This window comes from Actinoallomurus acanthiterrae (genome assembly GCF_054775715.1).
In genome coordinates this window covers 10,619,351-10,640,326 of sequence record NZ_BAAHCO010000001.1, presented here as the reverse complement: position 1 = coordinate 10,640,326, position 20,976 = coordinate 10,619,351, and the positions used below count along the sequence as shown (strand labels likewise).

24 protein-coding genes and 1 pseudogene are annotated in these 20,976 nt (G+C 67.9%); 10 read left to right on the top strand and 15 right to left on the bottom strand.

Translation table 11 applies throughout. The annotated features are described in order from the left end of the window. Window positions 1–40: 40 nt before the first annotated feature. Window positions 41–979, bottom strand: a complete 939-nt coding sequence (locus ACYVF7_RS50185) for a MerR family transcriptional regulator (RefSeq protein WP_460353836.1) — start codon at window positions 977–979, stop codon at window positions 41–43. Between the two features lie 116 nt (window positions 980–1,095). On the opposite strand from ACYVF7_RS50185, the gene ACYVF7_RS50180 reads away from it, so the two are divergent. Beyond that, window positions 1,096–1,446 (top strand): hypothetical protein, encoded by a 351-nt coding sequence (locus ACYVF7_RS50180; RefSeq protein WP_460353834.1) that lies wholly within the window; start codon window positions 1,096–1,098, stop codon window positions 1,444–1,446. Between the two features lie 44 nt (window positions 1,447–1,490). On the opposite strand, the gene ACYVF7_RS50175 is transcribed toward ACYVF7_RS50180, so the two are convergent. Genes ACYVF7_RS50175 through ACYVF7_RS50165 form a run of 3 tightly spaced genes read right to left on the bottom strand, consistent with a single transcriptional unit; the run spans window position 1,491 to window position 2,549 of the window. Next, the gene (locus tag ACYVF7_RS50175) at window positions 1,491–1,598 is read right to left on the bottom strand and encodes a DUF397 domain-containing protein (protein WP_460353832.1); all 108 of its coding nucleotides are present in this window, start codon (window positions 1,596–1,598) and stop codon (window positions 1,491–1,493) included. Beyond that, the gene (locus ACYVF7_RS50170; protein ID WP_460353831.1) at window positions 1,579–1,701 is read right to left on the bottom strand and encodes a DUF397 domain-containing protein; all 123 of its coding nucleotides are present in this window, start codon (window positions 1,699–1,701) and stop codon (window positions 1,579–1,581) included. The genes ACYVF7_RS50175 and ACYVF7_RS50170 overlap by 20 nt, the downstream gene beginning before the upstream one ends. Beyond that, window positions 1,698–2,549: a helix-turn-helix domain-containing protein gene (locus ACYVF7_RS50165; protein ID WP_460353829.1), complete on the bottom strand. Its 852-nt coding sequence runs from the start codon at window positions 2,547–2,549 to the stop codon at window positions 1,698–1,700. Before ACYVF7_RS50165 ends, ACYVF7_RS50170 begins: the two co-directional genes overlap by 4 nt. A gap of 108 nt (window positions 2,550–2,657) precedes the next feature. Here ACYVF7_RS50165 and ACYVF7_RS50160 point away from each other — a divergent pair, with 108 nt between their 5' ends. The 6 genes from ACYVF7_RS50160 to ACYVF7_RS50135 all read left to right on the top strand — a co-directional run bounded on the left by ACYVF7_RS50160 (window position 2,658) and on the right by ACYVF7_RS50135 (window position 7,051). Continuing rightward, window positions 2,658–3,065, top strand: coding sequence for an ATP-binding protein (locus ACYVF7_RS50160; protein ID WP_460353826.1), 408 nt, complete (start codon window positions 2,658–2,660; stop codon window positions 3,063–3,065). Window positions 3,066–3,168: 103 nt separating this feature from the next. Further along, the gene (locus tag ACYVF7_RS50155) at window positions 3,169–3,291 is read left to right on the top strand and encodes a hypothetical protein (RefSeq protein ID WP_460353823.1); all 123 of its coding nucleotides are present in this window, start codon (window positions 3,169–3,171) and stop codon (window positions 3,289–3,291) included. 199 nt (window positions 3,292–3,490) lie between these two features. Continuing rightward, the gene (locus ACYVF7_RS50150) at window positions 3,491–4,003 is read left to right on the top strand and encodes a PH domain-containing protein (protein ID WP_460353821.1); all 513 of its coding nucleotides are present in this window, start codon (window positions 3,491–3,493) and stop codon (window positions 4,001–4,003) included. 124 nt (window positions 4,004–4,127) lie between these two features. Beyond that, window positions 4,128–4,901, top strand: a complete 774-nt coding sequence (locus tag ACYVF7_RS50145; protein WP_460353819.1) for a TIGR03084 family metal-binding protein — start codon at window positions 4,128–4,130, stop codon at window positions 4,899–4,901. A 120-nt stretch (window positions 4,902–5,021) separates the two neighbouring features. After that, window positions 5,022–5,585, top strand: coding sequence for a hypothetical protein (locus ACYVF7_RS50140; RefSeq protein WP_460353816.1), 564 nt, complete (start codon window positions 5,022–5,024; stop codon window positions 5,583–5,585). A gap of 143 nt (window positions 5,586–5,728) precedes the next feature. Further along, window positions 5,729–7,051: an outer membrane protein assembly factor BamB family protein gene (locus ACYVF7_RS50135; RefSeq protein ID WP_460353814.1), complete on the top strand. Its 1,323-nt coding sequence runs from the start codon at window positions 5,729–5,731 to the stop codon at window positions 7,049–7,051. Window positions 7,052–7,069: 18 nt separating this feature from the next. Here the strand turns inward: ACYVF7_RS50135 and ACYVF7_RS50130 are convergent, their stop codons facing one another. The 3 genes from ACYVF7_RS50130 to ACYVF7_RS50120 all read right to left on the bottom strand — a co-directional run bounded on the left by ACYVF7_RS50130 (window position 7,070) and on the right by ACYVF7_RS50120 (window position 9,171). Further along, on the bottom strand, window positions 7,070–8,200 hold the full coding sequence (locus ACYVF7_RS50130; protein WP_460358539.1) for a CU044_5270 family protein: 1,131 nt from the start codon (window positions 8,198–8,200) through the stop codon (window positions 7,070–7,072). An 18-nt stretch (window positions 8,201–8,218) separates the two neighbouring features. Beyond that, the gene (locus tag ACYVF7_RS50125; protein ID WP_460353812.1) at window positions 8,219–8,758 is read right to left on the bottom strand and encodes an RNA polymerase sigma factor; all 540 of its coding nucleotides are present in this window, start codon (window positions 8,756–8,758) and stop codon (window positions 8,219–8,221) included. Between the two features lie 170 nt (window positions 8,759–8,928). Beyond that, the gene (locus ACYVF7_RS50120) at window positions 8,929–9,171 is read right to left on the bottom strand and encodes a hypothetical protein (protein WP_460353809.1); all 243 of its coding nucleotides are present in this window, start codon (window positions 9,169–9,171) and stop codon (window positions 8,929–8,931) included. A gap of 13 nt (window positions 9,172–9,184) precedes the next feature. On the opposite strand from ACYVF7_RS50120, the gene ACYVF7_RS50115 reads away from it, so the two are divergent. After that, window positions 9,185–9,493 (top strand): hypothetical protein, encoded by a 309-nt coding sequence (locus tag ACYVF7_RS50115; protein WP_460353807.1) that lies wholly within the window; start codon window positions 9,185–9,187, stop codon window positions 9,491–9,493. Between the two features lie 122 nt (window positions 9,494–9,615). Here the strand turns inward: ACYVF7_RS50115 and ACYVF7_RS50110 are convergent, their stop codons facing one another. Together ACYVF7_RS50110 and ACYVF7_RS50105 are read right to left on the bottom strand one after the other, a co-directional pair. After that, window positions 9,616–10,287, bottom strand: coding sequence for a hypothetical protein (locus ACYVF7_RS50110; RefSeq protein ID WP_460353804.1), 672 nt, complete (start codon window positions 10,285–10,287; stop codon window positions 9,616–9,618). A gap of 62 nt (window positions 10,288–10,349) precedes the next feature. Beyond that, window positions 10,350–10,511 (bottom strand): annotated as a pseudogene (locus ACYVF7_RS50105) (IS630 family transposase); the annotation flags it as partial. A 68-nt stretch (window positions 10,512–10,579) separates the two neighbouring features. Between ACYVF7_RS50105 and ACYVF7_RS50100 the strand changes: the two are divergent. Continuing rightward, the gene (locus ACYVF7_RS50100) at window positions 10,580–10,915 is read left to right on the top strand and encodes a hypothetical protein (protein WP_460353802.1); all 336 of its coding nucleotides are present in this window, start codon (window positions 10,580–10,582) and stop codon (window positions 10,913–10,915) included. Window positions 10,916–10,945: 30 nt separating this feature from the next. Here the strand turns inward: ACYVF7_RS50100 and ACYVF7_RS50095 are convergent, their stop codons facing one another. The 6 genes from ACYVF7_RS50095 to ACYVF7_RS50070 all read right to left on the bottom strand — a co-directional run bounded on the left by ACYVF7_RS50095 (window position 10,946) and on the right by ACYVF7_RS50070 (window position 20,249). Further along, window positions 10,946–11,803 (bottom strand): carbohydrate ABC transporter permease, encoded by an 858-nt coding sequence (locus ACYVF7_RS50095; RefSeq protein ID WP_460353799.1) that lies wholly within the window; start codon window positions 11,801–11,803, stop codon window positions 10,946–10,948. Then, on the bottom strand, window positions 11,800–12,723 hold the full coding sequence (locus ACYVF7_RS50090) for a carbohydrate ABC transporter permease (RefSeq protein ID WP_460353796.1): 924 nt from the start codon (window positions 12,721–12,723) through the stop codon (window positions 11,800–11,802). Before ACYVF7_RS50090 ends, ACYVF7_RS50095 begins: the two co-directional genes overlap by 4 nt. A gap of 88 nt (window positions 12,724–12,811) precedes the next feature. Then, complete coding sequence (locus ACYVF7_RS50085) at window positions 12,812–14,128, bottom strand: ABC transporter substrate-binding protein (protein WP_460353793.1); 1,317 nt, start codon at window positions 14,126–14,128, stop codon at window positions 12,812–12,814. A gap of 62 nt (window positions 14,129–14,190) precedes the next feature. Beyond that, entirely contained in the window at window positions 14,191–16,464 is a 2,274-nt protein-coding gene (locus ACYVF7_RS50080) for a glycoside hydrolase family 36 protein (protein WP_460353792.1), read from the bottom strand. 124 nt (window positions 16,465–16,588) lie between these two features. Beyond that, window positions 16,589–17,644: a LacI family DNA-binding transcriptional regulator gene (locus tag ACYVF7_RS50075; RefSeq protein WP_460353791.1), complete on the bottom strand. Its 1,056-nt coding sequence runs from the start codon at window positions 17,642–17,644 to the stop codon at window positions 16,589–16,591. 487 nt (window positions 17,645–18,131) lie between these two features. Next, the gene (locus tag ACYVF7_RS50070) at window positions 18,132–20,249 is read right to left on the bottom strand and encodes a carbohydrate ABC transporter permease (RefSeq protein WP_460353789.1); all 2,118 of its coding nucleotides are present in this window, start codon (window positions 20,247–20,249) and stop codon (window positions 18,132–18,134) included. Window positions 20,250–20,480: 231 nt separating this feature from the next. Between ACYVF7_RS50070 and ACYVF7_RS50065 the strand changes: the two genes are divergently transcribed. Next, window positions 20,481–20,954 (top strand): MarR family winged helix-turn-helix transcriptional regulator, encoded by a 474-nt coding sequence (locus ACYVF7_RS50065; protein ID WP_460353787.1) that lies wholly within the window; start codon window positions 20,481–20,483, stop codon window positions 20,952–20,954. Window positions 20,955–20,976 lie beyond the last annotated feature (22 nt).

Below are 20,976 nucleotides of genomic sequence, written 5' to 3'. Positions count from 1 at the left end.
ATCGTACGCGGCAGCGTTCTGCCCCACTGCCGACGGCCCACTACCGGTCCATCCGGACGCGTACGGCCTCGGCGGCCCAGGTGAACGCCGGCGCCAGGCTCTCTGGAGCGGGCCAGCCGTTGATCACTGCGAGCAGCTCGAAGTGCCGATCCCGGCGCGGGTCGTTCATGCCGTCCAGCCGGAGCAGCAGCAGGCGACGCAGCTCGGCGTTGTCAGGGCGGCCGAGGATGTCGGCATAGCGAGCCGCGAGCGCCGCAACGATCGGATCGGCCTGGTGAGAGGCCGGGGCGATGCCCGCCGCCAAGGCGGGGTCGACCTGGTCACGGACGACTGCGCCAAGGTCGCGGCGCAGGCTCGTGATCTCGCCTTGTGCCTGTTCGGCCGCGTGGTCCTCGGCCATCCGCCGCACACTGGCACGGAAGTCCGGGTCCAGGGACAGCTCGGCCCACTCCACCCACGCCCGGACCTGTTGCGTCTCGGGGTTGTCGGGTATCTCGGGTGTCATGGTGCGCCTGACCCCCGCGAACGCGGAATCGGCGCCGAGACCACCGAAGACGGCATCGAGGAAATCGCCGATCAAACGTCGGCGTTCGTCCTCGGAGAGCTGGGCCAGCTTGTGCATGAGATCCGTCTCCTCAGCAGTGAGCGCCCGCTCGGCCACCGCCGTCAGCACCGCATGCCGCAGGCGCAGGACGCGGATCTGCACGGCCAGGGCATCGGCGTGCGCCGCGGCGACCTCGGGAAGCGAGAGCTCCCGGTCCACGACCCTGCGGATCGTGGGCAGGTCCAGCCCCAGGTCCCGCAGTGTTCGCACCAGATCCAGCCGCGCGACGGCGTCGATGTCGTAGAGGCGGTAGCCGGCCGGGCTACGGTCCGTCGGCGCCACGATTCCTCGATCGGAGTAGAACCGGATGGTCTTGACCGTCAGACCGGTCCGCCGGGCCAACTCGCCGATCGAGTAGAGAGTGTCGCCGTCCATGCCCCCACCTTGGCGTCTCCCCTTACGGGAGACTCAAGCCCACCGCCCGCCGACGGCCTGGAACCGCGCTGATCTTCGTTTCGTCGAATGCTGGGTCGACGAAGGGGATGGCTCCGGTGGCATTCGGGCGTAGAAGGCTCAGCGTCAGGGAAGCGCTCATCGTCGGCGTTGGCGGCTGGGGGCTCTACCTGACGGTGCTTCTGGTCAGCCAGATGCCCCCCTTCGGGCCATCGCCTCACGACCGGGTCTGCCAGTCGTACCGGGACGACGAGAGGATTCTGTCGATCTCCCAATATCCGAGCGCCGGTCCTCCGCCGGGCGGTACGTACGCCCGCAGCGTCGCGCTGAAGGTCGCCGAACTGCAGCGGCAGCAGGAGCACGACACCCTCGTCACGAGCCACCCGGACTGCTTCAGCGCACAGCAGGTCCAAGCCGCCTCAGCCAGGCTCCGCACTCCCACTCCCTGACCACCAAGACCGGGGACCGACACCCGGCCTCTCCTCAGGAGCCGTCACTTCCCGGCGCGAGACTCCATGCCACCGTGAACCACGACCGCCAACTCGACGCAGTTGTCGCCAGAGTGGCCGCTGTGACTGCTTCTACGCCAGCTGATCGTCATTTGATACCTCTGCAGCTATGACGCAGACCTGAACGCAGTTACCGCCGGAACCGCCACTCCGACTACTCTTCCGCCAGTTGACGAGAATCTGGGGGGTGTTCACAGTGCCTCCTGGATCAACTCGATGCTTTCGCTGACGCTGACGGCCTGTGCGCGGATGAGTTCGAAACGCGTGACAGCTCTTGCTACGTCCTTTTGCTGCTCGATCATGTGTCCTCCGCCCGCTGCATCCGCGTAAGCCACGTCGGAACCCTCATCAAAGCTGAGGATCGAGAAGCCGCCTTCGAGGCCAGGGTACGCGCCGACGGAGGTCGGAACGAGTTGGATTGTTACGTTGTGACGCTCTGTGATTTCGAGAAGGTGCTCCAGCTGTCGGCGCATGATGCCTCGGCCTCCGACCTGTCGCCGGATCACACCTTCGTCCAGAACGACCCATAGACGTGGTGGTGGGGGCTGCTCGCGATAGAGGATCTTTTGACGTTCCAATCGGGCGGCGATGGTCTGCTCGAGTTGCTCCGGTTGCTGTTCGGCCGCGATTACCGCCCGCGCGTACTCCTCGATCTGAAGCAGTCCCGGGATTAGCAGCGGCTCGTACATCCGTATGTCTGACGCGTCGGGCTCCCTTCGCGCGAACGGGCGGAAGAAGTCAGGGAGCTCCTCGCGGGTGATGAGGCCGTGGAGCCAGCCGAAGCGGTCGGTGGTGAAGAAGGCGTCGAGGTCCTTGGCGTGGTCGCAGGTGGGGGAGCGGAACGCCGTCTCGAGGTTGCCGACCGCGGACTTGGCCCAGTGCAGGCGATCGGCCAGCTCGGCCTGGGAGAGCTTCGCGTACTCGCGGTGCTTGCGCACCTCGAAGCCGAAGTAGGCGGTGAGGCTCTGATCCGGTGTTAGGGCTTTGGGGGGTTTTGGCATTTTTCGCATCCATTCGGTGTCCACAAAGCGGAGCCCGCTCACGTGTGGATATGAAGCTGATGCAGAGAGTAACAATGCGGTACGACGATTAGCGGGTCAACGGAGGATTCGGCCGGCGAGAGCCGCGCCGAGAGATGACAGGCGTGGCCCATGGATCACCTTCCGGCGTCCCAGGCGCTGTCGTTCACGGCTACGGAGAGCACCGTTCCCGCCATTCGCCGATGGGTCTCGATCGTCATCGGTGAGTTCGGCCGGCACGACCGCTGTTCCGACGCCGAGCTGATCATTTCCGAACTCGCGACGAACGCGGTCAAGGCCGCACCCGGGAAACTCATCAAAGTGATGATCACCCGCGACGGCGAGGAGAGCATCCTCTCTGTCTGGGACCCGTCCCCCGAACTCCCAGAGGTCGGATCCGACCCGCTCGCCGACCTGGACGACGATGACTTCGACCACAACGGCGGCCGCGGCCTGCTCCTCGTGACCACCGCCGCCACCGCGTGGGGCTGCACAGTGACCCCTGACCAGGGCGGCAAGTGGGTATGGGCGCGAATCTGATGGCGGAGGGCCGGGGGTGAACACTCCCGAAGAGCGCCTTCAGCGCTCACTCGCCGACTTCTAAGCCACCCTCGACGCGCTGCGCTTCACCGGTGTGTCTCAGGTGGCCGAGACACAGCAACTGAAGATTCTGATCGCCAAGTACCCGGACCTCGCACGGCAATTCCTCGCCGACCGCTCAGCGCGGCACGGGCACCCACCCGACGGTGGACTCGGCGACCCCTGACAACCTCCCGCATGGTCACCAGCGCGTATTCCGTGACAGTGGCATTGATGACTACGAACGCGGTCCACTGCGTCACCGTGAGCCATGGCTTTATAGACCGACGATGTACCTCTCTCAACCGTTGTCAGGTCGGTCGATATATGATCAAGGTGACGGATGGGGGCATGTGGTGGGATCTTTCGAGGTCGGGGATCCAACCGTGGTTGAGTATCGCCCTGAGGGCCGTACCACCGCGATGGTTTTCATGGGGGTGCTCGCCGTCGTGGCGGCCGTCTCGGCCTGCGTGGTCACGTTCGGTATCGGCTGGGACGTCTACTGGCACTGGCTGGGTACTTTTCCCTCCCGATACGATAAGACCGAGGCTGCAAGGCACGGCCGTAAGGCATGGCTCCTTACCGTGGGTATGGTCTTCGGCCTACTGGGGGCACTCGGGCTGATCGGCTTCCTTTTCCCCGAATCCCGCACCCGAATCGATGCCACGGGCATCGAGACGCGCGTCCTGTGGCGGCGGCGTGCGTTCGCCTGGCACGAGATCGCCGACATCTACATCCAGGAGTATGCAGCTCGCGGGAGCAGCCGCTACCTCCTTCGAGGCCGCCTGCATTCCGGCAAGCGGTTCTCCCTTCCCGGACTGCTCGGTTCGGATGTGTCGATAGAGGTGCTGCAACAGCTCCACGACGAGCTCGGTCAGCGCATCCAGAGCGGCGCCTGACCTGCGGACGCGAACTCCTGCTCGAATGGTTTGTCGCACCTCAGGTAGCCTGGCCACGCCATATCAACCCTGTCCGTCCAAACGCACAAACTTGTTGTTGTCAATGCGCGGAAAGTGATACTGGATGTTGGATTACGGCCTCGACATGTCCGATGTGGAGCGCGATCGGGCTTTGCCCGACTTGGTGGCCGAAGGAGATGAGCTCGACGCCCTGGTATCGGCGCAGGACGACTGGTCCAAGGCCACGCCGGCAGCGGGGTGGACGATCGCCCACCAGATCGCTCATCTTGCTTCAGCTGATGCGAACGTTCTCATCGCCATACGGACCCCGGAGGCGTTCGACGCCGTACTGAAGCAGGCGGAAGCCGCAGGCAGCCAATACGCTGATCTCGACGCCGCCGCGGGAGCAGCCAAACCGCGATCGGTACTGCTGGAACAATGGCGCGCTGGTCGAACCGAGGTGGCGGCGGCGCTACGTGACATTCCACTGGACCGTGGATTTCCGTGGTACGGCTCGCAGGTGACCGCAGCCCTTATGGTGCCGCTTCGACTGATGGAAACGTGGGCTCACGGGCAGGACGTTTTCGACGCGCTGGGTGTCTCACGCCGTCCGACGGGTCGGCTCCGGCATGTGGCCTCCCTGGGAGTCGTAGGACGAGAGCTATCGTTCTATGCTGTCCAATTGCCTACTCCGGCAGAGCCGTTCCGTATCGAGCTGACCGGTCCCGACGGCCAAACCTGGGTATGGGGCCCAGAAGATGCCAGGCAACGAGTTCAGGGCAGTGCCCTCGACTTCTGTCTTCGAGTCACCCAGCGCAGGTCCCGAGCCGAGACCGACCTCACGGCGGTCGGCGAGGACGCACAGAAGTGGCTGGATATCGCCCGCGTTTTCCTCTGAAGGGGTCAGTCCCTGAGTCCGTGGGTGCGCAGAATTGAGCCACCAGGTATGACCTGGAGTTCCTCGATCGACGCACGGACACGGGGTGCGACAGGAGTCAGAATGGGATTCTGGGGGACGTTGGCGTTCGTCCGTACCGAGCGGTCCGCGCTGGAGCTGGATGCCGTTCTTCAATGGACTCGCTATCCCGATGGCCGGCGTTTGCGGGATGGGTGGCAGTTGGTCGGTTTCCGGCACGACGGCTCGAATGGATGGGAGTCGTTGCTGCCGAACCTGATGGAAGAGACCGGCCGACCGGTCATGGGCGCCTACGTGCTCGACAGTGACGGTGCACAGGTCGTCGGGATGGGACCGCGGACCGGCCGCTGGGCGACCTGGCTCGAGCTGGGTTGGGTGCTCGCCCACCTGGTCATTCCGCCCGCGTACGAGACCGACGACGGGGAGTGGGATACGGACGAGGATGATCCCAAGTACCTGAAAGAGCGTGCGGAGATGCGCGCGTGGCTCATGGCACTGGGTTCTGATCCCACCGAGGCGGCGCCCGCCGCAGTGCGATGGGCGGAGGAAGCCGGCCTGGTCGCCGATGTCACGGAGGTCGAGCAGGCCATGAACGGCCGAGGCGGGTTCGTCGAGGAGCGCTTCTTCGACCTGGTGGAGACGCTGGGAGTGCCCTGGTCTGAGTAGTCATCAGGTGGCCGGTCGCAAACGGTCAAAGTCGGTGATCTCGGGCCGTCCCGGACCGGAACCTTTCCGGATAGGGAGACGTCCAAGATCACCTGGCTTCGACCTGATCTCTCCCAAAGCTCACCACGGGGACTGGACCACCAATGACCGACGACGGCGAACCGCGTACCCGCCCATCGACGACACCGCGGGTGGAGACCGTCATGTCGTGGACGGCCGAAGAACCGGAGACCAGGCAGGGGCGACGATGGCGGCCGTACGCCGTCGTCGCGGCGGTGGTCGCCGCAGTCCTGGCGTTCTGGGGGGCACCGCGCCTCTGGGCGGTGTTCGACGACGGCATGCGGGGGCCGTACGGGCGGTTCCCCCAGCCGGTGGCGGCACAGCCGCCCGTGCATTCGGCGCAACGGGTGGCCTCCGTCCGCGGGTCCACGGTGATCTACGGCGGGCTCGCGATCATGCCCGCTGGTGACGGCGTACGCGCCGTCGACATCGTCACGGGCAGGGTCTACTGGCGCTACACGAGGAGCAAGTCGGCGCCGATCGGGGTCGATCGCTCGACGGGTGATGTCTTCCTCCAGTCGACGGGTGATGAGCTGGTGAAGATCAACATTCGTTCGGGCAAGATCCGGTGGTCCCGAAAGGTGCCCGACATCGGTTCCGACGAGTCCGTCGTGCCGGACGCTGATGCGGCGACGCTGGCGTTCGTCGGCGGCGACGGACTGGCGGGGATCTCCCGTGCGACCGGCAAGGTCCGCTGGACGAAGAAATGGCCCGACACCTGCCCGTACGAGAGCATCTTCGCCCATGTGGCGGTGGCGCCGGGTACCCTCGCCGTCGCCTGTAACAACTATGACGCGAAGGACAAGGCGGTGGTCGGGTTCGATCCGGCGACCGGAGCCACACGGTGGGCGCTGCGCGTCTCACAGTTGTCCGCCGGGACGTCGCGCTCCGGCGGCATGGTCGAGGCCGTCGGTCGTGTCAATGGCCGACTGGCCGTGGCGGTCGGTGACACGACCGACCTTCTCGACCCGGCGACCGGCCGGATCGTGGCGAAGCGGCGGTGGAAGGACCAGGGGGCGGCCGCCTTGGGCGACGGGCTCCAGGCCAACCTCTGCGCGGACAAGAAGGACGGCGCCATCTGCGGAGTCGATCCGGCCACCGGCGGGGAGTTGTGGCGCACGCCGATCCCCGACTCCGGCCACCTTCCTCAGGCCGGCGAGAGCCTCACCGTGGCCGACGGCCGGGTCTACGTCGTGTCCGAGGTCTCCCGGAACGACACGGCCGTCTACGAGTTCGTCGTCTTCGACGGCCGGACCGGCAGAATCCTCAGCCGTATCCCGATCCCCGGCGAGGCGGACTTCATCGAACCTGTCACCGACGGCATCATCACCATCAACCGCGGCTACGCCGCCGACCTGTACGCCGAGCGACCCGATATCCGGAGCACACGCAGACTCCCGTCATGACGACCCGGGCGCCAATGGTCACGGCTGTCTGTCCTGGACGCGCTGCGCGGGCGGCGTGGGAGTGGCGTTGGTCCATCGGGCGCTGACCGAGGTGTAGGTGTTGTGATTTCCGGGCGCGCTCTGGTTTCCGACGGCGAGGATGTTCGCAGTGGCGGGGTCGATGATGAACCGGTCCTGATATGAACCACCCGGGCGGAAGCTCGGGTCGGTGACGATGAGGCCGATTCCTTCACGGCCAAGCGGATCCCGTACTTTCCCCAGCGTCTTGATGCCCGGCAACGTCGCGAGAAGACGGAACGCCGCTGCCCGAACCTTGGGCGGTGTCGGCGCGAGGATGAGCAGATCCCGGACGGCGTCATACATCCCTTCGGTCGGCGTGCGTCCGAGTCTCTTCAACGCGGCCGGATCGATGAGCGCTTGTAGACGGGCCTTGAGCTGGGCGGGATCGGTCGGCAGAGTCGTGATCTCCGTTACCGAGACCCTGTGCCGGGATTCGCCGAGGAAGATGCTGCGCGGGCCTTTGACATAGAGGCCGACCTTGATTCTTTCGGCGATCAGACTCCCCCCTTTCGGGACCGCCGTTCCCGGCGGCCACGGCCATACCGAGTCCGGACCGTCCGACATCGGACCAGGGGGAATCGGGGGTCTGATGAACCGCGTCGGAGAGCCGTCGCGGCGCCATGCGGCAGCGTCGGCCGAGGTCGGGGCCGTGAAGGTCGGGGGACTGCCCTGCATGTACCAGCTGAGGTCTTTGGGCGACCGTGCGATCCAGGCGTTGGTCCGGTCGACGGTCATGTCAAGCCGATACCGGACGCGGCCGTGTTCGACGGTGATGGGTTCGGGGGTGTCGCGGATTTCGGCGTGCCAGTAGCGGCCCGTCGTGGCTGGTAGGTGCTCGGAAGTCGTCGCGGCCGCCAGCAGGATCTGGCGCGCGCTCATCGGCTGATCCTTGGACGATCGGTCCACGCCGATCAGGGCCACGAACGTCGTGGCGGCGACGGCCGTGGCCGCAAGGCCGGCCACCCAGGCTCGGCGGCTTCGCCGACCGCCCGGCCGTCCGACGTTCTGATCCGAGGTCAGCCGCGCACGGCCGGTGGCGACGACCTCGTGGCTCGGGCCCTGCGGTTCCGGCAGCGCCTCGCGAAGCATCTGCAACTCATCCATCGCTTACTCCTCCTCGAATGGGTCAGAGGGGCCCAGTGCCTCGCGCAGCTTCCGCCTGGCGCGGTTCAACCGGGAGCACACGGTCCCGTACGGGATGTCGAGCGCCTCGGCGACCTGCTCGTACGAGAGCTCCGCGAGGGCCACCATCAACACGACGTCGCGATCGCCGGGATTCAGCCGCGCGAGTGCCCCAAGGAGCTGTGGCCGCACCCCCAGTGCGACGATCCGGGCGTCCAGCCCGTCCTCATGGACCTCAACGGTCTCCGCGGCGCCGGCCCGGGCGAGCGCCTTGTACGCGGCGACCTCCCGGCGCCGATGCCGCCTGATCAAGTTGGTGGCGATCCCGTACAGCCAGGCACGCGCGTCGCCGCGAGCACGGTCATAGCGCTGACGCTGCCGGAACGCGGCGACGAACGTCTCGGCCGCGAGATCATCGGCGATGTCCCGGCCCAACCGGCGTTCGACGTACTTGTGGATCTCGACGAAATACGCGTCGTAGATCTCGGCGAAGCGTTCGGGGGCCTGCCAGGACGCCTGAATCACCGCAGCGTCCTCATCCTGAAACCCTCCAGGCGCGCGGCGAGTCAGGCATCTGTCGGATTCAAAACTCATGCGGGGTTCCGCTCATGAACGTGACCCTCCTCTGCGGACAGCTGACACCTGTCTCTTGCCACGAGACCCGTCAACCCTTCACGCCTGAGGACCCCCGATGGTCACGACCACGACTCGACCCCGTCGGTGCCGGCGAGGAACCTCAGCGTCAGGTCGATGCCCTCGATCTCGCCGAGCCGGCCTTCGTTGACGGTACGGTCGCGCGGGCGGTACTCCTCGTGCGGGCGCGTCTCACGGCGGCGGGCGAGGAAGTCTTGGCGGTGATTGTGGCGATGGAGGCGCGGTCCGGCGATGGAATTCGACAGCTTTCGCAGCGTTGTCGCGGGGTGCGAAGGATATTCCATCCACCGCGTGAGCATGGCGCGAATCGAGGGCACGACGGCCGTCGACGTTACGCTGCGATGGGGGCCGGATGCACCCGACGTGGTGCTCTCGTTCGACGACGTCCTCTACTTCGAGGCGGGGACGCTGGGGGACGGATCTGATCTGGTTTTCGAACTAGAGGCCACCGTCCTGGAACCGAGTAACGATCCGTGGCCTGACGGCCTTGGGTGCGATCTCGTCCGCTCCGATTCGCTACCGAACCTAATGTGGTTCCGCAATGGTGGTCCCGAGCGTCTCAGTGTCCTGGCGCCCATCGCCACGGCCTACCGAGAAGTTCGCTAGCGCTGTGACCACATAGGTTCGCCGGCTTGTGGCGCACGGGTTCTCAGAGCGTGCTGCTTGACGTCTCCACCGTCGGCGGATAGCCGTTCCCCTCGCGGCCCCTTGATGGCCTGGATGCCTGTCTACCAACCCAGCTGAGATTCCCCGAAGCGCAGTCCCGTGCCCTGCAACCAATCCCGTGCGGCTTCATCCGAGTTTCGCGTGCCGATGGACAGGTACACGGTGTGCCTGCCCGGAGCAGGTTCAGGGCACTCCTCGGTCCATCTGCTGTTGAGGCACAGTTGGACGCCACAGAGGTTGGAGCTTGGTAGGCCGCGCAGCGCCGAGAACCAGTCGATGTCGATTGACAGAGGGCCACAGGCTGCGACTGCGTCGTCGATCTCCGTCTCGGTGCACTCATCTTGGTCACGGATAGGAAAGGTGGAGGGCGTCTTTCCCTTCATTAGCTGGAACTGCACTTTTTGCGGCAAGGGCCACAGGGAGGCCAGTTCGGGTTGCAGCTCCGTTTCCACCCAGCCAGGGGACGTTTTCCGGAAGCCCAGGCGGTCTAGGGTCTGCCAGAGTTCCTGGACATGCGAGTCCTGGAGGTCCCGCTCTGAGCAAAGGAACGTGCCGCAAGTGAAGTACTGCCGGGCGTAGTGGAACTGTTCCTGTGTGGCAATATCGTTGAAGCTCAGGGCAGGCATGTCCGGCGTCCCGGCACCGAATCGGGCGAGCAGTTGACGTGCGAACAGCAGAGCACTCCGCCCGTCAGGCAATGGTTCCAGCACCTGGTAGAGCATCGATGCACCCATCGGCCCACCTCCTCACCCGCACCATAGTCTTGGCCGGACCCATCAGGCCATCGAGTTAGCACTCAGGCTACGGCCCTGAGTGGGCGGCCGCCCCAGCGGATGCCCTTCTCGTTGCGGATGCGGGCGCGTTCCTTGCGTTCGGCGGCCAGGACGTCGCGGTGGCGGGCGTTGGCGTTGCGCCGGCGCAGGTAGGCGTGCAGGACTCGGGTCTGCACGGCGTGGTTGGAGATTGCGACGGGTGAGGGTGATGACCGGCGCTGGTGATGGATGATGGCTCCTTATGGAGCAGGCCATGGTTGATCGGTCCGGCGAGGCCTCGGGCGGTTGGTTCGGTGTTCGGTGTATTTTTCTGGACGCGAACAATGGAATCTACGAGGAACGCGTCACTCTCTGGCGGGCGGCCGGCTTCGCGGAGGCGATCGCGCTCGCCGAGGCTGAAGCGCTCGAGTATGCGGCGATATTCGACAACGTCAGGTACCTGGAATTGGCGCAGGCTTACTCGATAGGGGAGGAGGAGCCTGGGCATGGTAGTGAGGTCTTTTCATTGATGCGGGACAGCGACCTGGGCGAAGAGGAGTACCTGGACCGCTACTTCGTTACCGGCGATGAGCGGGAAGGCCACCTTTAGCCTCCACCACGCAGAGAGCGCCGCGTCGGGCTACTTCACGGCTCCGCTGGTGATTCCGGAGATGATCTTCCGCTGGGCGACGGCGAACACGGCGACCAGTGGGAGGCTCATCAGGATCACGTACGCGAAGATGAGGTGCCAGTTGTTGAGGTACAGGCCCGCGCTGGCGACCTGGAACAGGTTGAGCGGCAGCGTGTCGATGCGGCCGCCGATGACGAAGAACGCGTAGAAGACGTCGTTCCACACGTACAGGCAGATCAGGATGGTCGCCGTCGCGAGCACCGGCCTCAGCAGCGGAAGGACGACCCGCACGAACACCCGTACCGGCCCCGCGCCGTCGATCTGCGCGGCCTCCTCCAGGGACGCCGGGATCGTACGGACGAAACCGGTCACGAAGAAGATCACCGTAGACAGGTAGATGCCCATGTAGACGCCGATCATCCCCACCGCGCTGCCGGCCAGGCCCAGCTGCCGTAGCAGCAGGACCAGGGTGACGACGGCGGGCGGCAGCACGATGCCGCTGATGCCCAGGGCGTACAGGATCGCGTTCAGGCGCGTGGCGCGGCGGGCCAGGATCCAGGCGGCCATGGATCCCAGGACGAGGACGCCCACCACCGACGGGACGACGACCAGGAGGCTGCCGAAGAACGCCGTGGGTATCCGGCCCTGGTGCCAGACCTCCGCCAGGTTGTGGAACAGCCGCCAGTGGCTCGGCGGCGACAGGTTCGGGGTCAGCGCCTCGCCCTGGGACTTCGCGGCGGTCGCGACGACCAGCCACAGCGGGATCCCGATCAGCAGCGCGACGAGCGCGATCGCGCAGAACGGCTGCAGCCGTCGCCAGATCGACGCGTCGCTGAGCCCGGTACCACGTGAGGTGACGGCGTTCACAGGATCTCCTCGCGCTTGCGCAGGATGGCGATGACGGGGAAGGCCATGAGCGCCACGACCAGGAACAGCATCAGGCTCATGGTGGTGGCCTGGGCGAACAATCCCTGGCCGAAGGTCCGGAAGATGAAGATGTTGAGGATCTCCGTCGTACGGGCGGGGCCGCCGCCGGTGGTGGCCTGGACGATGTCGAATCCGTTCATCGAGCCGAGGAGCGCGGTGGAGACGTTGAACGTGACGGCGGGGGCCAGGAACGGGAACCGGACCGACCAGAACATCCGCCAGCGGGAGGCGCCGTCGATGCGCGCCGCCTCGGTGATCTCCGCGGGGATGGTCTTGAGGCCGGCGAGGTAGATGAGCATGGACAGGCCCATCCACTTCCAGGCGTGAATGACCGACACGGTGACGATCGTCCAGGTCGTGTCCCCGAGCCAGGGGTAGTCGACGTGATGCCCGGCCGCGAAGCCCAGCAGCCGGTTCACGCTGCCGTCGGGCTTGAGCAGCGCCTGGAAGATGTAGCCGACGGCGAGCGCGGACATCAGCACCGGGATGAGGAAGAAGACCCGGGCGAAGCGGTTCACGACGGTGTCGCGTTCGAGCAGGACCGCCAGCGCGAAGCCGAACACGTTCTGGAAGACGGCCACCAGTACCGCGTAGACGACGGTGATGCGGAGCGCGCGCAGCAGGGTGCCGTTGGAGATCAGGTCCTGGAAGTTGGCGAGGCCGACCGGGCGGATCGCGGTCTTGAAGCTGGACCAGTCGGTGAACGCGTAGATGAAGTTGAACAGCGTGGGGACGAAGAAGAAGACCAGCAGGATGAGGAACGCCGGCGCCAGGAACCACATCGGATGCGTGCGATGCGCGTTGCCGCGGACGCGTCGACGCTGACGAGGCGCCTGGAGTGTGAGAGGCCTCTCCCGCACGGCTCTTTCCTTGACCGAGTGCACGTGTCGGACTCCTTCACGGAGGGGGTGCCGGAGAACAGCCCCGGCACCTCCCAGGGACGAGTGATCAGAAGCCGGGTGCTCCGGCGGCCTTGGCGAGCTGCGCGAACTGGTCCTGAGTGGTCGAGGCGACCTTCTCCGGCGACATCTTGCCCGCGATCATGTCGGCGAGATTGAGGTACAGGTCGGGGTTGGCCACGGCGAGGGCCTGCATCGAGCCGACCGAGGTGGGCAGGGAGTTGTGGACGGCCAGCAGGGCCTGCGGCACGCCCGCCGGGTTCGGCACGGAGGGCTCCAGCGACACGGTGTTCTGGGTGGTGGTGAAGTTCTTGTAGTCGGGGCCCATCCAGAAGGACAGCAACTGCCGGGCGGCCGCCTCGCGCTTGGCGTCGCCGGTCTTGAACGCGACCAGGGCGTTGGACTGGTCCGGGATGTACGTGCCGATGTTCCCGGACGGCGCGATCGGGAAGAACCCGATCTTCTTGTCGAGGGTGGCGGTGTCGGCGCTCGCCTGTAGTTCGCCGAAGAAGGAGTTCACCTGCATGACCATGGCGGCCTTGCCGTCGAGCAGCGCCTTGCCCTGGTCCTCGAACTTCGCGGTCTTGATGTTGGAGTTGAACAGTCCCTCGTCGATCAGGGACTTGTACTTCTTGATCGCTCCCAGCACGGTCGGGCCGGTGAACGTCTCCTTCTTCGTGTTGATCCTGTCCCAGAGGCCGCTCTTCGCGGCGTCGGCGAGCTGTACCTGGACCCACCACTGGGTGGCCCACTTGTCGCCGCCCATCTCGTAGAACGGCGTGACGCCCTTGGCCTTGAGCCTGCGGGCCGCGGCGATCATCTCGTCGAGGTTCTTCGGCGTCTGGGTGATCCCGTTGGCGGCGAAGACCTCCTTGTTGTAGTAGACGCCCTCGACCGCCGGGCTGGTGATCAGCGCGGCGTAGCGGGTGTTGTCGAGGAGCCCGGTCATGTCCTTGAGCGCGGGCGAGAGCTTCGGCAGCCAGGGTGCGCCGGTGAGCGGTTGAAGGTTGGCCTTCGCGTTGATCGCCGTCAGCATGGACGCGGTCGGCTGCCAGAACGCCAGGTCCGGCTTGTCGCCGGTGGCGACCTTCGTCTGCACGCCCTGCTCGTACGGGTCGGGGATGGTGACGACCTTGACGGTGGCGCCCGTCGCGGTGTGGAAGGCGTCGATGACCTGCTTGGGCACGGTGTTGCTGTTCTGCGCGGCCCAGATCGTCAGGTCGACGCCGGCGAGCTTGGCCGAGGGGTCCGTCCAGGTCGCCGCGGCGGCGCTGGTCGAGGAGCCGGCACCGGGGTCGCTGCAGGCGGTGGCGGCCAGGCTCAGCGCGAGCGTCGCCGCCACACCGAGGAGGGTCCTTCTTCTCATCACAGATCCTTTTCGGGAGGGGGGACCCCGCCCTGCTGTGGCAGAGCGGTCAATCTAGCGGTTCAGATGCCGTTTTTGCTGGTAGAGCGGATGCGGAGGAGGCGTGCGGCGACCGTTTCGGTGTCGGGTGCCTGGATGGACAAGCGGCCGGTCCGCGGATCGAAGTGCTGGCCGAAGGAGGGGAGACGGCGGGGGAAGAGCGTGTCGATCTCCACCTCGGCGCCCGCCAGGTGCGGCAGGGACAGCGCCGTGCCGTCGGTGGTCCCGCCCCGGTACCAGACGGTGACGTACGTCGTGTCGCCGTGGCGCAGCGCGAGGCTGAGCCAGGGATCCGACCAGCCGGGCAGGCCCAGCGGCCACAGCGGCGTGGCCGCCGCCAGTTCGGCCCGGATGTCGCGGTGGACGGCGACGGCGTCCCGTACGGAGGCCAGCTGCCGGTCCGTCATCCGGTCGAGGCGGCCGGACAGGTAGAGGCGGCCGAGGAGGCCGGTGCACAGGGTGAAGGCGATCTGCTCGTCGCTCATCTCCGGCTGCGGGTACGCCCAGTTGCCGGCCTGCTCGGGCAACAGCGACATCGGCGCCGCCGCGGCGATCGGCGGGTAGCGCAGGAAGTCCTGCTGGTCACTGGTGGACTGGAGCTGCATCCGCGACAACATCGCGTAGTCCATGCGCATCGCCCCGGACGCGCAATTCTCCAGGATGAGCTCCGGATGCCGGTCCAGGACACCATCCAGCCAGGCCAGGTGGGCGCGGTTGTGGGCCAGGAGGCCCGCTCCGGCGCTGTCGGCGTCCAGGTCGGTGCCGACCCCGGGGTCGATGTTGTAGTCGAGTTTGAAGTAGCCGACGCCGAGCTGCTCGACCAGCCGGTTGATCGTCTCGTCCAGGTGCGCGACGGCGCGGGGGTGCCGCAGGTCCAAGTGGTAGCGGCCGTGCTCGACCACCCGTACGCCGCCGCGCTGCAGGAACGCCTCCTCGGGCAGCTTGTCGGCGATCGGGCTGCGGACCCCGATCACTTCGGGTTCCAGCCACAGCCCGGGCACCATCCCCCGCCGCCGGATGTGGGCGAGGACCTCTTCGATCCCGCGTGGGAACCGTGCCTGGGACGGCTCCCACGCGCCGACGCTGTCCCACCAGTTGCCGTCGCCGTACCAGCCGGCGTCGACGCAGAACACCTCGGCGCCGACGCCGGCCGCCGCGTCGATCAACGGAAGCAGTTTCGCGGTGGTCGGGTCGCCCATCAGGGTGTTCATGTAGTCGTTGAACACGACCCGGAGAGCGTCGCGGTCGGGGTGCGGCCGTACGAGGGCGCGCCGGTGAGCCGTCAGCGCGGCGGCGGCGCCGTGCAGACCTTCGCCGGAGACGGCGACCGACACCGGAACGGTGGTGAAGGATCCGCCGGGCTCGAGGTCGTGCTGCCACTGGTGGTCGAGATCGGTCGGGCCGAGCAGCGCGACGTACGCGCCGTCGAGGCGCTCACCGGTCTCCCAGCGCCACGCGCCGTTGTGCTCGATCTGCCAGAGCCACGCGTCGCCGCCCTCCCGGTCGACCAGGCCGCCGGTCGGCAGGTTCCGGCCGGTCGACCAGGCGCCCGTGCTGATGGCCGCGAACCGCCCGCGGCCGTGCTGCCCGTGGAACGGCAGGTCGAGGTCGACCGCGATCTCGCGGAAGGGGCGGCGGCTCCATCGGCCCTCGCCGATCCATTCGCTGGACCCGCGTACGAGGTCCAGCCGATCGACCGGATGGCCGAGGAATCCGGCGGAGAACGACGACACGCCCAGCAGAAGGACCGGCCGGTCGCCGTGGTTGGTCACGCGGACCTGACTCCGTACGGCGCTCACGCCGTCGGCCGACCGGAGCGTCACCTCGACCCGCAGGCCCGTCGGCTCGTCTCGCAACTCGATACGCAGCAGATGCCACCTGCCGTCCCAGGACCGCTCACTGCCGGCGAATTCCAGGCGGCGGCCGATCGTGGTCTCGGAGAACCGCTGCGATATGGCGTCCCGTCCCGTACCGGCGGTGAGGATCTCCACCAGCGGCTGACTCGTGTGACCCGGGGGAGGGCCGGCGTGGCCGGGCGTCATCGTGCGCACGCTCACCGGCCGGCCCGGGGTGACGTCCACGACGAGGGACAACGCCGAGTGCCCCCACGTGATGCTCGTTCCGTCGTCGAACGCGCTCAACTGCTGCTCCTTCTCATGCGGACGGGAGGACAAGGGGATCGGGCCTGTCTTCGCGGGGTCGCCGGGAAGACCGGGACCCGGTCGCTGCCGGGTGCCGTCGGCGCTCGGCGGTGTGCCCGCCATGGAGACGCCGGTCGGCCGCTTTTTCAAGGTCATCAGGGCCGGTCACCGGCCGATCAGGGAACTTCGATCGGCTGTGTGACCGGTCACATGCGGATGAGTGTGACCGGTCACATTTGGAAAGGGAAGGCCCCGTTACCGTCTTGTTACGAGCGGATGTCTAGCGCGCCGTCCGAGGCGGGGCGGTCGACTCCCGGACGACCAGCTCCGGGGCGGCCAGCGCGATCTCCGGGCGCGGCCGGCCGTCGAGCTCGGCCGCCAGGGCGGCGAGGCAGGCCCGCCCCCAGCCCGCGAAGTCCATGCGGATGGTGGTCAGCGCCGGAATCCAGTACGCCGAGCCGGGAACGTCGTCGAACCCGACGAGGCTGACGTCGCCGGGAACGTCCCGGCCCGCGTCGTACAGCGCACGGCGTACGGCCATCGCCGTGTCGTCGTTGCCGCACAGGATCGCCGTCACCGCGTCATCGGCGGCCAGCGCACACCCCGCCTCGTACGCCGATCGGGCGTCCCACCCGGCGGCCACGATCTCCGGGACCGGAGCCCCCGCCTCCAGCAGGGCGCGCCGCCACCCCGCCTCGCGTCCTCGCGTCCCGGCTTCGGAGGGGATCGCCACATGGTGCACCGTACGGTGCCCGAGCGACAGCAGGTGCCGGGTCGCGTCGGCGGACGCCTGCTGCTCGTCCAGGCAGATCGTCGTACGCCCGGCCTCGGCGAGAGCACCCGGCTCGACCGCCGCGACCGCCGGGACGTCGCCGGGGAGCTGACGCAGCAGCTCCATCCCCTCGGCGTCGAAGGCGATCACCACGACGCCGCCCACGCTCGGGTCGCTGACATGCTCGACGGCCTGCCGGATGTCGCCGGAGCGGGCGGACTCGATCACCTGGACGCCGACGGCGAGACCCTCCTCACGGGCGGCCTCCTCGATGCCCTGAAGCGTGGCGGCGTAGCCGTACAGCGTCGTGTTCGAGGTGACGACCGTGACGGCGCGAGCCCGCCCCAGCCCGAGCGCGCGGGCCGCGCGGTTGGGCCGAAAACCCAGCCGTTCGATCGCGTCCATCACCTGATGCCTGGTCGCCGCCCGTACCCTCGGCGAGTCGTTGAGGACGCGGGACACCGTCTGATAGGAGACGCCGGCCGCCGCCGCGACGTCCCTGATGCTCGGTGCCGCGTCCCGGCGCTTACGGGAGGGGGCCCGCTCAGGAGACGGTTGGCTCACGCCGTCATGGTGATCGGTCGACCGACGCCCGGTCAAACCGGCACCGAGCCGCAGTGTCGGCCGGACCAGCGGTTTCGCCGCCGGTGAGCCGTCGTCCCGCTTTGCGCCGGTATCGGCCTCACGTCGTTGGACCCGGCGACCCCGGCCCAGGACGACACTGAGGCCGAGCGGCAGCGGCGTGAGATCGCCGAGCCCATTCCCCAGCCGGGTCGCGCCGACGGTCGGCCTCGGGAGCCTCGGCGGGTTCTGGCTCGATTTTCGTGAGTGAACGGCTCCGGACCAGGCGAACCCGTCCGCTCACCGCCCCGCCTCCCACGGCCCTTTGCTCTGCTTACGTTGAGTACACATCTGGCACGGTCCACCGCCTACTCGGCGTAAGCAGAGCAAAGGCCTTCGGGAACGCATGCAGCCTTGCCCGGGGCCTGGGCGACCGTTACCGCGACCGCCACGAAATGTGAGTCAGAACCCTCGGCGGCGGGCGAGGGCCTCAGCCGTCCGTGGCGTGTGGCGGGTCGTCGGCGGAGGTCTCCTCGGAACGAGGATCTTTCTCGTCCGGGGGAGAGGACGCCTCCTCGTCGCCGTGGTCGGGCTTCCGTTCGTCCGTGGAGCCGGGCTCAGAGCCGGGCGCCGACTCTGAGCCCGGTTCTGAGCCGGGCGCCGGCTCCGGCTTCGGATCGGCCGAAGTCGTGTCGGGAGAGGCCGGGGTCTGGGGCGGCGGCGGGCCGTACCCGGGCGGTGGGCCGTAGCCCGGCGGAGGGGCGTACCCCGGGGGCGGGCCGTACGGTGACGGTGGGCCGTAGCCCGCGGGAGGGGCGTAGCCGGGCGGGGGAGCGTACGAGACCGGCGGGCCGGTGGGCGGCGGCAGGCCCGGGCGGCGGGAACGGGAATCGGGGCGGGCCAGCCCGGCTGCGGGGCGATTCCCGGCATGCCTGCGGCCTCTTCGTCCGGGCCCGTGGTGATGACGAGCCGGTCCAGGTAGAGGATCTGCAGCGCCGCCAGTGCGATGAACATCAGGATCACCGCGACGATGGGCGTCGTCAGCCCGACCTGGGCGTTGGCGCTGAAGGTCTCGTTCACGCGGACCAACAGCTCGACCGGCGCGGTCCGGTTGCCCGGCGCCGACGCCCACCAGGCTCGGCCAGAGCACGCCCTGCGCGCCGATCAGCGTGATCGCCCCGGCGAGCAGGCCGGCCAGGGGCAGCGCCGGGACGACGACCGTCGCGAAGAACGACGGCGCGGCCGGGGCACCGGTGGCGCGCTGTGCCCGCCAGCGGGCCGCGTGGCGCCGGCAGAAGAGCGTCAGGATGAGGAGTGCCGGGACGCTCACCCAGATCGGCGAGAACAGCGCCGTGAACTTGTCGAGCAGTTTCAGGCTCCGCTCGTTCTCGTAGCCGGAGACGCTGAGCGGGCCGATGCCGACGAACAGCCACGGCGCGAACGGCAGGAGCAGCAGCTCGCTGCGGCGGCCGAGCGGGCGCAGGCCGCCGATTCCAAGCGCCGCGAGGAACGCCACGAAGACGGAGACGAGGGCGTTCAGCAGCGGCGGGACCCAGGTGTTCAGGTAGATCTTGGCGGTGGACGGCGCGGGCGAGGAGCCGTGCCCGTGCCCGCTGGAGAACAGCGCGGAGAGCCAGGGCCACAGGCCGAGGACCGTGATGACGAGGACCACGACCACGGCCAGGATCGCGATCACCGAGCGGGCGGCGTCCGGGCGCGGTCCCGGCTCCGGCGCCCCGCGCCGTGGGGCCGGGGCGAGCTTGATCCCCAGGCCGGTCCTGATCGCGATGAGGGTGGCTCCCACCCCCAGGACCGCGAGGATCAGGCCGGTGATGGTGGCGATGGCCGACCCGAGGCCGAAATTCGCCATGCGGAGCGCCGCGGTGTACTGCAGGCCGGTGAGCGTCTCCGACTTCCTCGAGTCGCCCATCACCCCGGAGAACGTGAACGCCTGCAGGCTCGTCGCGGCGGCGGCCAGCACGACGATCGCCCCCACCGCGAGCATCGCCGGGGTGATCCGCCGGCCCTCGGCGCGGCCGCGCAGGACGGGCAGGAAGACGAGCAGCGCCAGACCGCACACCGCGCCGAACAGCGCCGCCGCCGTGACGAACGGGATGACGGTCGCCGCCTCGTCGGGGGTGTCGATCCGGCCGAAGATCGTGGCGATGCCGCCCTTGCCGGTCGCCTGGCCCATGTGCCAGGCGACCGCGACCGCCACGGGGGAGAAGACCACGAGCGGCAGCGACATCAGCACGCGGCCGACGCGGCGGGGCCAGGTGCCGGCCCGGTCGAGGGCGGCGGCGAGCGCCGGGGCGACCAGCACCGCCACGACGATCGGGACGACGGCGATCGCGACCGAGAAGCCCAGCGCCCGCCAGAAGTCGCCTTCCTTCAGCACGTTGCCGTAGTTGTCCAGGCCCACGAACCGATGGGAGGAGCTGAGGAACCGCGAGTCCTGGAAGCTGCGCACGATGGTCTGACCGGTCGGGACGACCAGCGAGACGAGCGTGAGCACGGCGGCCGGGAGGACGAGCAGCAGACCGGGGCCGAGATGCCGGTCGGCGGCGGGCCGGGCTGCGACGGGTAGCGCCGGGGGAGGTGGGGCCATCGTCCGCTCCGCGTTCTTCCGTTGTGATCGATCTCGGGTGATCGTCAGTGCTGACGGTAACGCCCGAAGGACGTCCTTGTCGCGGGTCCGTCCGCTTATGACCTCTCCAGGCCGCCGAGCCGGACGCTGCGGCGACGTCCCCCGTCATCGGACAGCTTCGTCGCTAATCCGAAAATTGCTCATAAAATACGACCATCATGTTGAATGTCCTGCAAGCGTATGATCGCCTGCATGGCGGATAAAGGAGGAAAATCCGAAAAGGGCGTTCCAGCCCCGCCGTCCGAGCTCCGGGCCGGCACCGGCTATCTGCTGGCGCGGCTCGGTGCCGAGTCACGGCGGCGATGGGCGCGCATGCTCGCCGAGCACGGGATGACGCCGCATCACTACGGCGCCCTCATGACCCTCGACAACCTCAAGACCACCCACCAGCAACGCCTCGCCGAGCTGATCGGCGTCGATCCCCGGAACGCCGTCTCGGTGGTCGACTTCCTGGAGCGCCAAGGGCTGATCGAGCGGACCCGGGACCCCGCCGACCGGCGTCGTCACACCATCGCGCTGACCGCGGAGGGCCGGACCGTGATCAACGGCCTGCGCAGCACGGGCGAGAGCATCGAACGGGACATGCTCGACGGGCTGACCGACGACGAGCAGGCCGCGCTGCACGTCCTGCTGCACCGGCTGTTCGAGCTCACCGTCGACCGATGACCGGAGGCCGTACGGCCAGGGA